The following is a 13,305-nucleotide window of genomic DNA, read 5'->3' on the forward strand; positions in this document are numbered from 1 at the left end:
AGCGTAAAGCTTAAAGCCGAAGGCTGAAGGCTTTAAAAGTAAATAAAAACAGCTTTAGGCTTTTTGCCTTCAGCTTTAAGCTAAACAATATGGACAACCTCAATAAATCAAAATTTCCGTTAGTTGTTATAGTTGGCGGCGGCTTTGGCGGCCTGCAAGTGGCTAAGCACCTTAAAGACAAACCTGTTGATGTGCTGATGCTGGATAAGCATAATTACCATGTATTTCAGCCCCTGCTTTACCAGGTAGCCATGGGTGGCCTCGAATCAGAATCTATCGCTTTTTCACTCAGGAAAAATTTCGCTAACCAGAAAAATTTTCGTTTCCGGATAGCGGAGGTTACGCGGGTTAATGCCGAAACCAATACCCTGGAAACTACCATTGGTGATATCAGCTACGATTACCTGGTAATAGCAACCGGATCAACCACCAACTTCTTCGGCAATAAGGATATTGAGCACTTCGCCATGCCGATGAAATCAATCCCCGAGGCACTTAACCTCAGGTATTCGATCTTGCAAAATATTGAAGAGGCATTACTGAAAACAGGTAAAGCCGAACGCGACCCTTATTTAACCTTTGTACTGGTTGGTGCCGGCCCAACCGGTGTTGAGCTTGCAGGTTCGCTGGCCGAATTACGTAATCACGTACTCACCAAAGATTACCCGGAGTTAAAAAAAGAGGATATGAAGGTTTACCTTGTAGACTTTTTGCCAAAAGTTTTGGGCCCAATGTCTGACCAGGCTTCCAAGGCAGCTAAGGATTTCCTGACCGATATGGGAGTTGAAGTTTTGTTAGGCGTAAAGGTAGAAAGCTACGACGGCGAAGAGATTAAGTTTGAAGGCGGTAAAACCATCCGCACCAAAAACGTGATCTGGAGCGCGGGGGTTATGGGCGTTGTTCCGGAAGGATTTAGCAAAGACAGCATTGAACGCGGCAACCGCATCAGGGTTGACAATATTGGAAGGGTTACCGGCAGTAGCAACATTTTTGCAATTGGCGATGTGGCCGCTATGATCACCGACGAAACGCCTAAAGGCCATCCCGGTGTAGCCCAGGTAGCTATACAAATGGGGCAAAACGTAGCTAAAAACATCATCCACCTTATTAACGGCGAACAAACCCAGCCATTTAAATACAACGATAAAGGCTCATTGGCTACTATCGGGCGCAATAAAGCTGTGGCAGATTTAGGTAAAATAAAATTCCAGGGATTTTTTGCCTGGCTGGTTTGGATGTTTGTACACTTGATTTCGCTTTTAGGCGGCCGTAATAAGGTGATCGTATTTATCAACTGGGTATCGAGCTATGTAAACTATAATGGCGGTACAAGGCTTATAATCCGTAAATTTGAGCGACAAGGCTTAACGGAAGACCAGCATTTGCCTAACACCGTGAATTGAGTTGGAAAGTCTTAAGTCGGGAGTTTTTAAGTCTTAAGTCTGCCTTAAAAATCTGACTTAAGACTTAAGACTTAAAACTACCCGACTTATCCCTTATTTCTTACTTTTGACTTAAGACTTATAACTCCCGACTTAAGACTTCAACATCATGCCAATTAAGATAACCGAATGCCCGCGCGATGCCATGCAAGGCATTCATGATTTTATTCCGACAGATGTTAAGGCCGGATACATCAACCGGCTTTTAAAGGTGGGCTTTGACACGATAGATTTTGGCAGCTTTGTATCGCCCAAGGCTATACCACAGTTACGCGACACCGCCGACGTGTTAAGAAAACTTGATTTTGGCGGTACACGATCAAAATTATTGGCTATTATTGCCAACTACAGGGGTGCGGAAGAGGCTGCAAAACATCCTGAAATTACATACTTAGGCTATCCCTTTTCCATATCCGAAACTTTTCAGCTCCGTAATACCAATACAACCATAGCCCAGGCTTTTGAAACGGTACAACGCATTCATGAGTTGTGCTTGGTAAATAATAAATACCTGCTTGTTTACCTGTCCATGGGTTTTGGCAACCCTTACGGAGATGAATGGAATACCGGCATTATTGAACAGTGGACAGAAAAGCTGGTTACTGAAGGCATTAAAAATATAGCCTTAGCCGATACTACAGGCGTCGCCAACGAAGCGCAGATAGCCCGGATTTATCCGCGGCTGGTTGAATTATTCCCCGCCACAGAATTCGGCATCCACCTCCACTCTACTCCTAATACCTGGCAACCGAAAATAAACGCGGCCTACAGAAGCGGCTGCAAAAGATTTGACACAGCGATAAAGGGCTACGGCGGTTGCCCGATGGCGGCAGATGAGCTTACGGGCAATATTGCTACTGAAAACCTAATTGCCTATCTCGAAGCACAAAGTGAGCTTACAGGGCTTGATATGAATAATTTTAGAGAAGCGATGGATTATGCGGGAAGGGTGTTTATCTGAATCAGAATTTACAGAATTTGAGGATTAACAGAATTGCTGTTGCAAGGGAATGAAATTACAACCAATGTTCACTATTCATTCTGCAAGTTCTAAAATTCCGTAAATTCTGATTCAGACAAACCTTTTACGCGGCCGCGCTCTTAGACGCTTTAACCGGTTTACTTTTAACAACTCTGTCAAAATTTTCCATTACCAGTACCGCCGCGCCAATCAGTTCAGCATCGAAGCCTAATTCGGACACCAGCAATTCTGTTCCTGCTGAAAGGCGCGGAATGCAATATTTATGCAAGGCCTGCTGGATAGGCGCCATTAATATTTTGGCAACTCTGGCACCACGACCACTTAACACGATGATTGCTGGGTTCATGATGTGGATCAGGATGGCCAGAGCCTTCCCAATTTTGTAACCTGCATCTGATAATAGTTCGATGGCAAACTGGTCGCCGTGATTGGCAGCCTCAATCAGCGCGTCACCCATTAGTTTTGAATGATCGTCTTCGCTGTGTTTTAAACTGGTTACCCGGCCTTTTTTAATACCTGCTATGGCTTTCTGCGCCACAACCAGTAATGAAGCCTCGGCTTCGAGGCAGCCCCTTTTACCGCATTCACAGAGCGAGCCGTCTTCTGATAGCGGGATGTGACTTAACTCCCCAGCGAAGCCATTATGCCCGCGAAAAAGTTTTCCGTTCACAATCATCCCTAAACCAATACCCCAGCCAAGGTTGATCACCATCACTTCCTGCTGCGACTTAGCGATACCGAATTTTTGTTCGGCAAGTGCTATCAAACTTGAGTCGTTGTCAATATAGGTTGCAATGCCTGTTTTCTCTGTTAAATAAGCCGTTAAGCTTTGGCCTCCGGCATCGAGGTAGGTATAGTTAATGCCCTCGGTTACATTGATAAAGCCTGGCATACCAATGCCGATGCCGGCTATTTTGTCTTTTAAAATGCCCGTATTTGATATATACCGGTTAATCTCACTAACCAGTTTTGGCAATGCGTCCGGGTTATTAAGCAGCTTTAACTCGAAGGTAAGCATATCTGCCACAGGGTTGTTCAGCAAATCAAACATCTGGATGCGGGCAGTGAGCTGATCGAGCGCGATGGCAAGGATATGCATGGCGCTTGATTTTACCGAGTACATTAAGGGCCGCCTGCCCCCGCTTGACGGTGCGTAGCCCTGTTCAACCACAAAACCTTCCTGCATCAACTCATTGATAGCCTTGGCTATGGATGGGATACTCTTATCAAACAACTCGCTTAGCCCGGCGCATGACATGGCCTTATTAAAATAAAGCCTTTTAATGATCATATTTTTTAACTGACTGCCCTTTACCCCTTTAGTCGTAAGTTCCATTAACAAAATAGTATAGTTTGGTTTATAACAGGCTCCCTCTTTAATAAGTGAGTATACTTTATAAAATTATAAATAAAGTGACAAAGTACAACTGTAATAATTACAGTTTAGGCCCGCTATGCAAGTAGATGGACATCATAATGACAACATTTGCCTACAGACTGCAAAAATATCTATAAAATTTGTGTACATTAAAAAATAAGCGAAGTTTTGATGATTAACACACTTATCAAAACTTTACTTCGCGGCTAACTGTTTTTTCAGTTTTTCAAGCCCATACTCCAGTTTAAGCACATACTCATTTTGCGGGGCGAAGGCCTCTTTGATCTCATCCACAGTATAACGTGGGGTGATGTGCTGCGGGCAGTTCCAATCGAAAGCTTTTACATCAAAAATGAGCATACGCTCGGCAGTGTGTTTATATTCGGATGGATCGATCAGATCAAACAATTCCGGGTTATCGGCCAATTCAACTATATGGGCATCGGCAAATATTTTGAGGCGGGTTTTATGCGGATAATCCATCAAAAACAGGGATACCTGCGGATGCGCCAATACGTTGCCAACCGATATATACTGTTTATTCCCCCTAAAATCAACTACGCCAAGGGTGTGGTTATCAATCACCTTAATAAACCCGGCGGGCCCTCCCCGGTGCTGGATGTAGGGGTAACCGTTTTCGCCAATGCTGGCCATGTAAAAGCTGTCGCGGCTTTCAATAAACATTTGCTCATCTTCGGTAAGGCCTTCTTTATCGGCCAGCATATTTTCCATGCGGGCGTAGGCCGGGCGGCTGCCGTATTTTTCCTGGAGTTTTTTAACACCATCAGTAAAAGCGAATCGTGCGAAATTCATGATACAGGTTTTTAATAAAAATAAACAGATATGCCCGCCTTACGATAGCAAGGCGGGCATAAAAGCGTAAACTAAATTATAAACTGACAATTATTTTACTTCAGGGATAGCTGGCCAGTCAACCGGTACCTGGGTTAAGGCGTATACATAGTTGGTGATGGTTTTATCGCCTACGGCAACGGCTACGTCAATCAGGTTAGCCTGGGTATAACCGGCAGCGTAAAAGTTTTCAACCAGCTGATGATCGGCACGGCCTTTATTTTCGGTGATTGATTTGGCTACTTTAACCAAAGCATCAATTTTAGCATCGAAAGAAGCGCCACCTTTACGGATTTCAACGATCTGATCATCAGTAAAACCATTCATTTTACCGATGGCTGTGTGGGCTGCAGAACAGTAAGCACACTCATTTACCTGGCTAACAATAAGGTTAACGGCTTCTTTTTCTTTAGCGCGTAATGATGATTTACCGTTTGAAAGGGTGATGTAGTTGGCAAGCGCATGATCTGAAGTTGCGAATACGGCAAACAGGTTTGGCACGCGGCCTACTACTTTGGTTAGTGTATCAAATATGGCCTGGTTTTCAGGAGTTACTTGTTCTCTGGTTGGAATTGCGAAAGTTTTCATTTTTGTAATGTTAATTTTTGTTGTTTTGAATTAACAATACAAAGATGCGGTGCCAAAGCCCCCCAAAAAATAGACAAACTTCCCGAGCGCTTGTAACTATTTCCCGTCGGCCACTAAAACTTTGCTGTTTCTGAAATCGGTAGGTGAAAGCGAGGTGTGTTTTTTGAAAAAATTGCTAAAATAGGCGGCATCGTCAAAGCCTAAATCGTAAGTTATTTCTTTGGCAGATTTATCAGTGTAATACAATAAGCGTTTTGCCTCGAGTATTAAGCGCTCCTGGATGATTTGCAACGGTGTTTTATGATTGTACAGCGCGAATACATTGGATAGCGTTTTAGGCGATTTATTAAGCTGCTGCGCGTAATAGGCAACGGTATGATGCTGGCGGAAGTTATTTTCGACCATCAAATTGAATTTGCGGATAATGGCAAACCTTTCATCATTTTGTGCGGGATCAGTTAACCGGCTGGCCTTGGCCAAACGGGTAACCAAAATAATAAGGCGTTTCAACAGCATCCTCAGCATATCCACCTGGATGCTATCGGCGGTTTCAAACTCCTCGATAAAAATATCCAACAGGCGCTGGATTTTAAACTGCATGGCATCATCTAACTGAACAAAAACCTGCCCCGCGCTACCATAAAACAGGAAACCCACACAGCTTACTTCTTCATCATGATCAACAATACAATAAAAATCCCGGTTAAACTGCCAGGCTACAATATCCTGTGGATGTTCAAAACGGAAGGATTGGTTTACCATTAAGGGTAGCATGCTGTTGGGCAAAAAATCGTACGTTACCTCATCAATAACAACCGTTTGTTTTTCGCCCCGGTTCCAGGCAATGGTCAGGTATTTATGTTCGCGATCGCGGGTAAAAAACATCCGGTCAAAATGTTTTTCGTTGATCAGGAGGTGCAAATCGCCACCTGTGGATTGTTCTGTTACCGAGAGTTTCATTTTTAAATAGCGGCAAATATATCACAAATCGGCTACTGTTTAGCCGCTGTTAGGGAGCATGTTTTTTGTAAAACTAAACAATGCGGTAACCTGCTGTTAACACACTTCATCAAACATTCATCAAAAAGAAAGAAATTGCTTTTGTTTTACTTTATAATGCATTTTGTAAGGTAGGCATCCCTATTGATTTAATATGACTGTTACCCAATTTATAGGCACACATCAGGATACTGTGCAGATTGCTTTGTATGCTTTAATTATAACCTCGCTATGGTTAATGGAGGTGTGCTTTTCTGCCGGCCTTATCCCGGTAAAAAACCGCTGGCAACATAATAAAACCAATTTATTATTCATTTTTACCGCGCTCCCCATCCAGCTCATGTTAACTACAATTGTTTTATTGATAGTTAACTGGACCAACACACACCATTGGGGATTGATCAACTACATTCCGGGCCATCAAAATAAGTGGATTTATTACATCAGTTTATTTATGCTGCTTGACCTTTGCGAGTATATATATCATGTAGTGATGCACAAAATTGATCCGCTTTGGAAATTCCATCTTGTACACCACAGCGACCAGCACGTTGACGTTTCCACAACAGTACGCGAACACCCCGGCGAAACCTGTGTGCGTACCGGCTTCCAGATGCTTTGGGTATACTTATTGGGCCCCGCGGTAAGTGTACTGGTACTGAGGCAAACATTCCAGTCGCTGTTTAACGTGCTGGCCCATACCGAATTCAGGTTACCCGAACGGCTTAACAAAGTAGTTGGATTAATTTTTATAACGCCTAACCTGCATCATGTACATCACCACTACCAGCTACCCCACACCGATCGTAACTATGGTGATGTGCTGAGCATCTGGGACAGGCTTTTCGGCACCTTCGGTGAGCTTGATGTTAAAGAAACCCGCTTTGGTATTGATACCCATATGGATAAAAACACTACTGGCAGATTTTTAAATATACTGAAGATTCCTTTTCAAAAGCTCGAACGGCCGAAGTAGTAGTTATCTAAAGGCTACGATCTGGCAATGCATAAACATGGCCTTATACAACCATTGGCTTATTATTGCCTGATGTCCAATCATGCTTTATATTGTTCATGAGTAAAGCATTATCAAACTTTACGGAGCCTGCCGGAAATATATCATTGTTCTCGAAGAAGCTTGAACTAACTGAACTCACCTCCAGCGCCTGCACTTTCCAGTTATCGGTGTGCAGCACAAGGCATTCATATTGATTGCCATTGGGAGAATAGCCTGTTGAACCAGCTTTAAAAAACTCCGACGCGGTATCTAAATCGCCAAAAACAGAATCGGGATTGAGTTTACCGGTAACTTTCGCGTCGACACTTATAGCCGTCCCATCCGAACTTTTAAATGCCACATGATAATTACCATTAGCTTCGTTAACATCAAACACAGCCCGGTAATGCCTGCCGGGGAACACCCTGCCGCCTACCATAGCATTAAACGATGAAGAGGTATCCCGCCGGGGAATGTAAACACCTTCTTTTGTTTCGCCGTTTTCATTCCATTCAACAGCTATACGATGAGCACCGTTTTCGGAGCAGACACCAAGGAAAGCAGGCAATCCTTTTGGTCTTACCTCTTTAAGTCTGATAAGACAAATACCGGCAATGGCCTTACCATTAACTATTTTGGGGCTAAAAGGTGCAGGCACAATGGTTTTGGCAATCTCCGGATCAACCGTAAAATTAACAAGGATACGGCGATCAATAACTCCGGTTATTTTGGGGATTTTCATAGCGATATCTTAAGCTGCTTACAACTAATCGTCATCGCCAAAATCTTCTATCACCCCAAAATACTCGTCCCATTCCGGATCATCCGTAACTGTGATGTTGATTGGGAGTTCATCAAAATCGGCCAAAGCATCGTTCAGGCGTTCGCCGGCAATATCGATATTGGTGGTATACCAGGCCCACCAGCGTTCGTTTTCGCCGGTAAATACAAAGGCCAGTATACTTTGATGATCGGCCTCCAGCATATCAACCAGGGCATCTTCAACCTGCTCCATCAGTACCATTTCTTCGGCGGGCGGAAGCAATGATGAATCCGTAGCTTCGTAGTTCCAGGTAATATCCATTCGCTGAAGATATATACCACTTTCAAAAAAATTAGTCAGATTTGGCCGGTAGCGAACCAGCAGAGGGATATTATCGTCGGATACAGCTTCAATAGCTACCCAGGTATCATCTAATAGCATAGGTTTAAATTTACGTGAAAGTTAGAGAAAAAACAGGAAATGGCATCTTAAAAAGGCGGCTTAACATCAAATTAAGTCGCCTTTTTAAGATATACGCAGTTTTGGGAACATCGTATGTTTTATATCCAATTACAAGGTGTTTATTCCACTTCAAACTCCTTCTTCAATTTCAAATCAACCGATGAACTGCCTACCATCACCATAAACTTGCCGGGCTCAACTGTCCAGTTCATGTTTTTATCCAGCAGGGCCAGGTCATCGGGGTGCAGGGTAAAGTGCACGGTTTTCTTCTCGCCGGGCGCTAAAGTGATCCGTTCAAAACCGCGCAGGTCATATTCGTAAGTGGTAACACTGCTCACTTCATCTTTTAAATAAAGCTGCACCACCTCGTCGCCCTTGCGCTGGCCGGTATTGGTTACATCAACGCTAACCTGGTAAATACCTTGCGAATTTTGTTTTTCGGGAGATACCTGCAGGTTGCTATACTCAAAAGTGGTATAGCTTAAGCCGAACCCATAAGGATAGAGCGCGCCTTTAACGCTGGTTTTACCCCAGCTGTTCCCGCCGCCCTGCTCGGCCTGCGATCCGGGCTTGAACGGGAAGTTGTATTCCAGTTGCCCCAGCGTTTTCGGGAAGGTTATGGGTAACCTGCCGCCGGGGTTGTTATCGCCAAACAAGGTTTCGGCAATTACCTGCCCGCTTTGTACACTCGGGAACCAGGCTTCTAAAATGGCCGGCACATATTTGTTTTCCCAGTTAATGGTAAGCGGCTGCCCGTTAATCATCACCATAACCACAGGTTTGCCTGTAGCCTGTAAAGCCTGGATCAGTTTTAATTGCCTGCCCGGCAGGTTTAAACCGGTGCGTGAAAGGCTTTCGCCTACCCTATCCACATCCTCGCCCACAACGGCTATTACCACGTCCGACTGTTTAGCCGCAGCCACCGCCGAATCGATACCTGCCTGCTCTTGCGCAGTTAGCGGCGTTTCAATGATCTCGCTTTCGGGCCAGGTAGCATCAACCATATCGCAGCCTTTTACATAGCTCACTTTGCCATCGGCACCCATATAATTTTTTATACCGTCAAAAACCGTGGTAACCGGGTTGTGCGATGGGCCGTACCGGCTGATGGCGTAATTGGTTTCAGTAGCCAGCGGGCCGGTTACCAGGATATTAGGATATTTCCTTTTATCCAAAGGCAATAAATTACCGGCATTTTTAAGCAATACCATCGATTCGCGGTTCATTTTCAGGCTCATGGCCTTATCGTCTTCGGTATGCACAATTTTATCGGATGCTTTTGGGTCTTTAACATAGGGGCTATCAAACAAACCCAACCTAAATTTCACTTTCAAAACCTCGCTCACACGGGTATCGATAATTTTCATCGAAATGCGGTTTTCCTTAATCAACTCGCGCAGCGGCATAATAAAAGTTTGCGGCATGGTAAAGTTGGTGCGCACATTCAAGCCTGCCTCAACAGCCTGCCTTACTGCTTCTTTGTAATCTGCAGCTACATGGTGTTTGGAATACAGGTACTCAACCGCTTCGCTATCGCTTACCACGTAGCCGTTAAAGCCGAACTGCTGCCGCAAAAGCTGTGTTAAAAAGTAATAGCTGCCGGTGATGGGTACGCCATCCCAATCGTTATAACTGCTCATTACGCCCATAGGGTGAGCCTCCTGGATTACCCTGCGGAACGGATAGAGGTAAAGCTGGTGCATTTCGCGCGGGGCCACGTGCGGATCGGTACGGGCGCTGCCATCACGACCGCCTTTAGGCACACTGTACACCGCGTAGTGCTTAAGGGTTGAGGCCACACCTTCGTCCTGGATGCCCAATACCATTTGTTTGCCCATTTCGGCAATGTGGAATGGATCTTCACCGTAACACTCCACTACACGGCCCCAGCGCTGGTCGCGGGCCGGATCAAGGATGGGCGCGTAAACGTTGGTGTAACCTAAGGCTTTGGCCTCGCGGCCTACTGTTTTACCGGCCTGGTAAACCAGTTGTTTATCAAAGGTACTGCCTATACTAATGGGCGCGGGCAGCGGGGTAGCACGGTCATGGTTAAGGCCATGGATCCCCTCGTTGGTAAAATCAACCGGGATGCCGAGGCGGGTTTCTTCAACAAACCATTTCTGGATGGTGTTAATAGCTGAGGCATGCTTACTGAATGGATATGAATATTGTGTAGGCGCATCATCTGTATGCGAGGTGAGGTTGTTTAGCTCCTCGTCAATATTGGCTATGCCATCTTTCCATACTTCGTTTTTCCAGTTGGCAACGGGCATTTCATCTTTCAGTACACGTTTGTAGCCATAAAGCGTAGCCATCTGGCAGGTTTTCTCTTCCACGTTCATCTGGCTCACCAGGTCGGCCACACGTTTATCAATGCTTTGCGACGGGTCTTCAAAAACGTCCATTTTGCCGTTCTTGTTGAAATCTATCCAGCCTTTATGGTAAATATTTTTCTGCTGTGCAGAAGCCGATAGACTGAAGCTGATGAATAAAGCGGATGCCACAAAAGCGCGTGGCAGTTGGTATTTATTTCTCATGCGAAGTTGTTATCACGGTTGGTGATTCCAAATATATAAGTTTAAGGGCAACCTGTAGTGGTATCGCCGCTGAACAGTTGTGTATTTTAACTACATCGTTTGAGAAAGATAGAACATGGGCTTTAGCGCGGGCAGCAGGAAAAATTCATATCAATCGATGATGTGCCGCCCAACAGAACATTCCCGTATAAAGCAACTAATATCTTCCAAACTTTTATTTACATTAGCGTTAAATGAGTTTAAAACAACCTGTCACCCTAATTTCACGTTCACTGGTCCAGGCAGCGCTGTGCGCGCCTTTTTTGTTGATAGCACTTATTATTTATGGCATATCGCGCGAGGGGGATGAGTTTGGTGCGGCCATCATGTTTGGGCTTTTTACCATACATGGTTATGTGCTGGCATTTGTAAGCTACATTTTTTACAACATGATTGAATTTAAAGTCAACAGCAAGTGGCAACTGCTTAAATATGCTGTACCATTGATGATACTGATTATTGGTTTACTTATTATTCCATCAAACAAACCAAACAACCAGCAGGTGCTTTTTACCATCATCATTACTATCATGATGGTTGACATGGGCAAAATCCTCTACCACCGGGCTTTGAAAACGTTATAATTTAAAATCAATACTTCAGCTCCTTCCTGAAAAAACCAACAGCCAGACTATCAACCTTTAAATGAACGGCATGCCTGTTTACTGAAATATCATCTGTAAAATAGATCGGTGCTTCCTTTTTTACCGCGTCTATCGCTTCGGCAAGCATTACATAATGCCCTACCTTGCCCGGCAGTTCCATATAAGTAGATTTTGGTATGAGCCGGTGATAATGCCGCGCGTTGGTTTTCACCGGCGCTATACTATCGCTTTGCGAACCAACAATATAAAGCGGACCGGTAACATCAGCCACCTGCTGTTTACGGATAAAGCCGAAACCTAAAGCAGGCGAGATGGAAAAGAACGCTTTGATCCTTTTATCCTTTAACGGCGGCACATGTCTGGATCCGGCAATAAGTGAACTATCATCCAACAATTTAACCAGGCCCGGAAACTCCGGAATCTCCAGTTCCTTACGGCCGATGGTTTTGTAATAATTACGGGCCTGGTCAAAATCGAGTTGCGCGCCCGCAAGCGCAATTATGGTGTAGCCGCCAAATGAAAAACCGGCAGCCCCGATTTTTCGCTGATCGATCAGCGGACCGATATCCGGCATATTTAAGAGCGAGGTGATCGCGAAGCTGATATCCAGAGGGCGCTCCCATGGCTTTACAAACTCCAGCGGTATTTTATGATCATAAGTGTTACCATAATGATCAACAGCGGCTACCATACAGCCGCTGTTGGCAATGGCTTGTGCCAGCCATTCGAGCGTTAACCTCCCCCCGCCGGTACCATGTGAAAGCAGGATGAGCGGAAGTTTACCTGTTGGTAGTTTGCCGTTTTGTACGGTTGACTGCCTTAAAAACGGTGAGAAGTGCTTGTCGGCTGCTTTTAATGTATCGGCCGTCGGGTACCAGAGCTCGGTAACTACCGGGCGGTTATCGCGGCTTTTATCTTTTAAATTAAAAGTACGCTGGCCTAAATTCTGGGCCGATATGGTGTGCGTTGCAAGTAAAATGCAACAATAGCGAGTAATTGTTTAATCATGGCTGGTTGTTGTTGATATCACAAAACAACCTGTTTAGCGGGCAAAAAAGATTGACAATAGTCAATAAATCATTTTTTTGATTTAAGGCGGCTGAGGGTTTCCTGCGAGATGCCGAGGTAATCTGCAACTATTTTGTTAGGCAGCCTTTGGATAATTTCGGGATGTGTTTGCATCAGGATGTTGTAGCGTTCTTTGGCATCCATGGTAATGAGGCTTTCAATACGGCGTATGGAAGCGATATAGTCCAGTTCCAGCCCCGAACGATACATCGTTTCAAAACCGGGAATTTCTTTCAGCAGCCGGTCCCTATCGGCGTAACTTAAAACAAGCAGTTCAGACGGTTCCGGGCTTTGTACAGTTGCAACTGAGGGTTCCCTGAGGATGAAACTCGGAAATGCCGTACCCATCCGCCCCTCAAATATCAAGAAGCGGGTTGATTCGTTACCGTCATCATCCGTTAAAAAAACACGCAGGCAGCCTTTTACCACAAAAAACAAATGCCTGGCTATGGTTCCCTTCTCAATCAAAATCTCGTTACGCCGGGTGAACCGGGGTTTAAAACAACTATCAATCAGCTGCTCGTGCTGCGGAGTAAGATCAAGTTTACCTTCAATATGATGTTTTAAAGCCGGGTGCATAGCTGCAAGGTAAT

Annotated in this window: 13 protein-coding genes; 4 read left to right on the forward strand and 9 right to left on the reverse strand. The window is 44.7% G+C overall.

Translation table 11 applies throughout. From position 1 onward, the window contains the following. Positions 1 to 89 precede the first annotated feature (89 nt). The gene (locus LX99_RS09840; protein ID WP_109607731.1) at positions 90 to 1,403 is read left to right on the forward strand and encodes an NAD(P)/FAD-dependent oxidoreductase; all 1,314 of its coding nucleotides are present in this window, start codon (positions 90 to 92) and stop codon (positions 1,401 to 1,403) included. A gap of 148 nt (positions 1,404 to 1,551) precedes the next feature. Next, positions 1,552 to 2,403 (forward strand): hydroxymethylglutaryl-CoA lyase, encoded by an 852-nt coding sequence (locus tag LX99_RS09845; protein WP_109607732.1) that lies wholly within the window; start codon positions 1,552 to 1,554, stop codon positions 2,401 to 2,403. 124 nt (positions 2,404 to 2,527) lie between these two features. Here the strand turns inward: LX99_RS09845 and LX99_RS09850 are convergent, their stop codons facing one another. The 4 genes from LX99_RS09850 to LX99_RS09865 all read right to left on the reverse strand — a co-directional run bounded on the left by LX99_RS09850 (position 2,528) and on the right by LX99_RS09865 (position 6,202). Continuing rightward, positions 2,528 to 3,760 carry an ROK family transcriptional regulator gene (locus LX99_RS09850; RefSeq protein ID WP_109607733.1) on the reverse strand — a complete coding sequence of 411 codons (1,233 nt, stop codon included), beginning with the start codon at positions 3,758 to 3,760 and terminating at the stop codon, positions 2,528 to 2,530. A 237-nt stretch (positions 3,761 to 3,997) separates the two neighbouring features. Beyond that, entirely contained in the window at positions 3,998 to 4,615 is a 618-nt protein-coding gene (locus LX99_RS09855; protein ID WP_109607734.1) for a pyridoxamine 5'-phosphate oxidase family protein, read from the reverse strand. 90 nt (positions 4,616 to 4,705) lie between these two features. Beyond that, positions 4,706 to 5,242: a carboxymuconolactone decarboxylase family protein gene (locus tag LX99_RS09860; protein WP_109607735.1), complete on the reverse strand. Its 537-nt coding sequence runs from the start codon at positions 5,240 to 5,242 to the stop codon at positions 4,706 to 4,708. A gap of 96 nt (positions 5,243 to 5,338) precedes the next feature. Further along, positions 5,339 to 6,202, reverse strand: coding sequence for a helix-turn-helix domain-containing protein (locus LX99_RS09865; protein WP_109607736.1), 864 nt, complete (start codon positions 6,200 to 6,202; stop codon positions 5,339 to 5,341). 193 nt (positions 6,203 to 6,395) lie between these two features. Here LX99_RS09865 and LX99_RS09870 point away from each other — a divergent pair, with 193 nt between their 5' ends. Continuing rightward, positions 6,396 to 7,217, forward strand: a complete 822-nt coding sequence (locus LX99_RS09870) for a sterol desaturase family protein (RefSeq protein WP_109607737.1) — start codon at positions 6,396 to 6,398, stop codon at positions 7,215 to 7,217. A 43-nt stretch (positions 7,218 to 7,260) separates the two neighbouring features. Here the strand turns inward: LX99_RS09870 and LX99_RS09875 are convergent, their stop codons facing one another. The 3 genes from LX99_RS09875 to LX99_RS09885 all read right to left on the reverse strand — a co-directional run bounded on the left by LX99_RS09875 (position 7,261) and on the right by LX99_RS09885 (position 11,000). Then, complete coding sequence (locus LX99_RS09875; protein WP_109607738.1) at positions 7,261 to 7,980, reverse strand: DUF2071 domain-containing protein; 720 nt, start codon at positions 7,978 to 7,980, stop codon at positions 7,261 to 7,263. A gap of 24 nt (positions 7,981 to 8,004) precedes the next feature. Next, positions 8,005 to 8,442: a DUF695 domain-containing protein gene (locus LX99_RS09880; RefSeq protein WP_109607739.1), complete on the reverse strand. Its 438-nt coding sequence runs from the start codon at positions 8,440 to 8,442 to the stop codon at positions 8,005 to 8,007. 140 nt (positions 8,443 to 8,582) lie between these two features. Continuing rightward, positions 8,583 to 11,000 (reverse strand): glycoside hydrolase family 3 N-terminal domain-containing protein, encoded by a 2,418-nt coding sequence (locus LX99_RS09885; protein ID WP_109607740.1) that lies wholly within the window; start codon positions 10,998 to 11,000, stop codon positions 8,583 to 8,585. 233 nt (positions 11,001 to 11,233) lie between these two features. Between LX99_RS09885 and LX99_RS09890 the strand changes: the two genes are divergently transcribed. Continuing rightward, positions 11,234 to 11,623: a hypothetical protein gene (locus tag LX99_RS09890; protein ID WP_109607741.1), complete on the forward strand. Its 390-nt coding sequence runs from the start codon at positions 11,234 to 11,236 to the stop codon at positions 11,621 to 11,623. A gap of 7 nt (positions 11,624 to 11,630) precedes the next feature. Here the strand turns inward: LX99_RS09890 and LX99_RS09895 are convergent, their stop codons facing one another. Beyond that, positions 11,631 to 12,641, reverse strand: coding sequence for an alpha/beta hydrolase (locus tag LX99_RS09895; RefSeq protein ID WP_109607742.1), 1,011 nt, complete (start codon positions 12,639 to 12,641; stop codon positions 11,631 to 11,633). A gap of 80 nt (positions 12,642 to 12,721) precedes the next feature. Further along, complete coding sequence (locus LX99_RS09900; RefSeq protein ID WP_109607743.1) at positions 12,722 to 13,291, reverse strand: Crp/Fnr family transcriptional regulator; 570 nt, start codon at positions 13,289 to 13,291, stop codon at positions 12,722 to 12,724. Positions 13,292 to 13,305 lie beyond the last annotated feature (14 nt).

Source organism: Mucilaginibacter oryzae (genome assembly GCF_003148845.1).
Classification (GTDB): Bacteria; Bacteroidota; Bacteroidia; order Sphingobacteriales; family Sphingobacteriaceae; genus Mucilaginibacter; species Mucilaginibacter oryzae.

Coding starts and splice junctions, on each gene's coding strand:
- LX99_RS09840 (WP_109607731.1), top strand. CDS start 90: ATGGACAACCTCAATAAATCAAAATTTCCGTTAGTTGTTATAGTTGGC.
- LX99_RS09845 (WP_109607732.1), top strand. CDS start 1,552: ATGCCAATTAAGATAACCGAATGCCCGCGCGATGCCATGCAAGGCATT.
- LX99_RS09850 (WP_109607733.1), bottom strand. CDS start 3,760: ATGGAACTTACGACTAAAGGGGTAAAGGGCAGTCAGTTAAAAAATATG.
- LX99_RS09855 (WP_109607734.1), bottom strand. CDS start 4,615: ATGAATTTCGCACGATTCGCTTTTACTGATGGTGTTAAAAAACTCCAG.
- LX99_RS09860 (WP_109607735.1), bottom strand. CDS start 5,242: ATGAAAACTTTCGCAATTCCAACCAGAGAACAAGTAACTCCTGAAAAC.
- LX99_RS09865 (WP_109607736.1), bottom strand. CDS start 6,202: ATGAAACTCTCGGTAACAGAACAATCCACAGGTGGCGATTTGCACCTC.
- LX99_RS09870 (WP_109607737.1), top strand. CDS start 6,396: ATGACTGTTACCCAATTTATAGGCACACATCAGGATACTGTGCAGATT.
- LX99_RS09875 (WP_109607738.1), bottom strand. CDS start 7,980: ATGAAAATCCCCAAAATAACCGGAGTTATTGATCGCCGTATCCTTGTT.
- LX99_RS09880 (WP_109607739.1), bottom strand. CDS start 8,442: ATGCTATTAGATGATACCTGGGTAGCTATTGAAGCTGTATCCGACGAT.
- LX99_RS09885 (WP_109607740.1), bottom strand. CDS start 11,000: ATGAGAAATAAATACCAACTGCCACGCGCTTTTGTGGCATCCGCTTTA.
- LX99_RS09890 (WP_109607741.1), top strand. CDS start 11,234: ATGAGTTTAAAACAACCTGTCACCCTAATTTCACGTTCACTGGTCCAG.
- LX99_RS09900 (WP_109607743.1), bottom strand. CDS start 13,291: ATGCACCCGGCTTTAAAACATCATATTGAAGGTAAACTTGATCTTACT.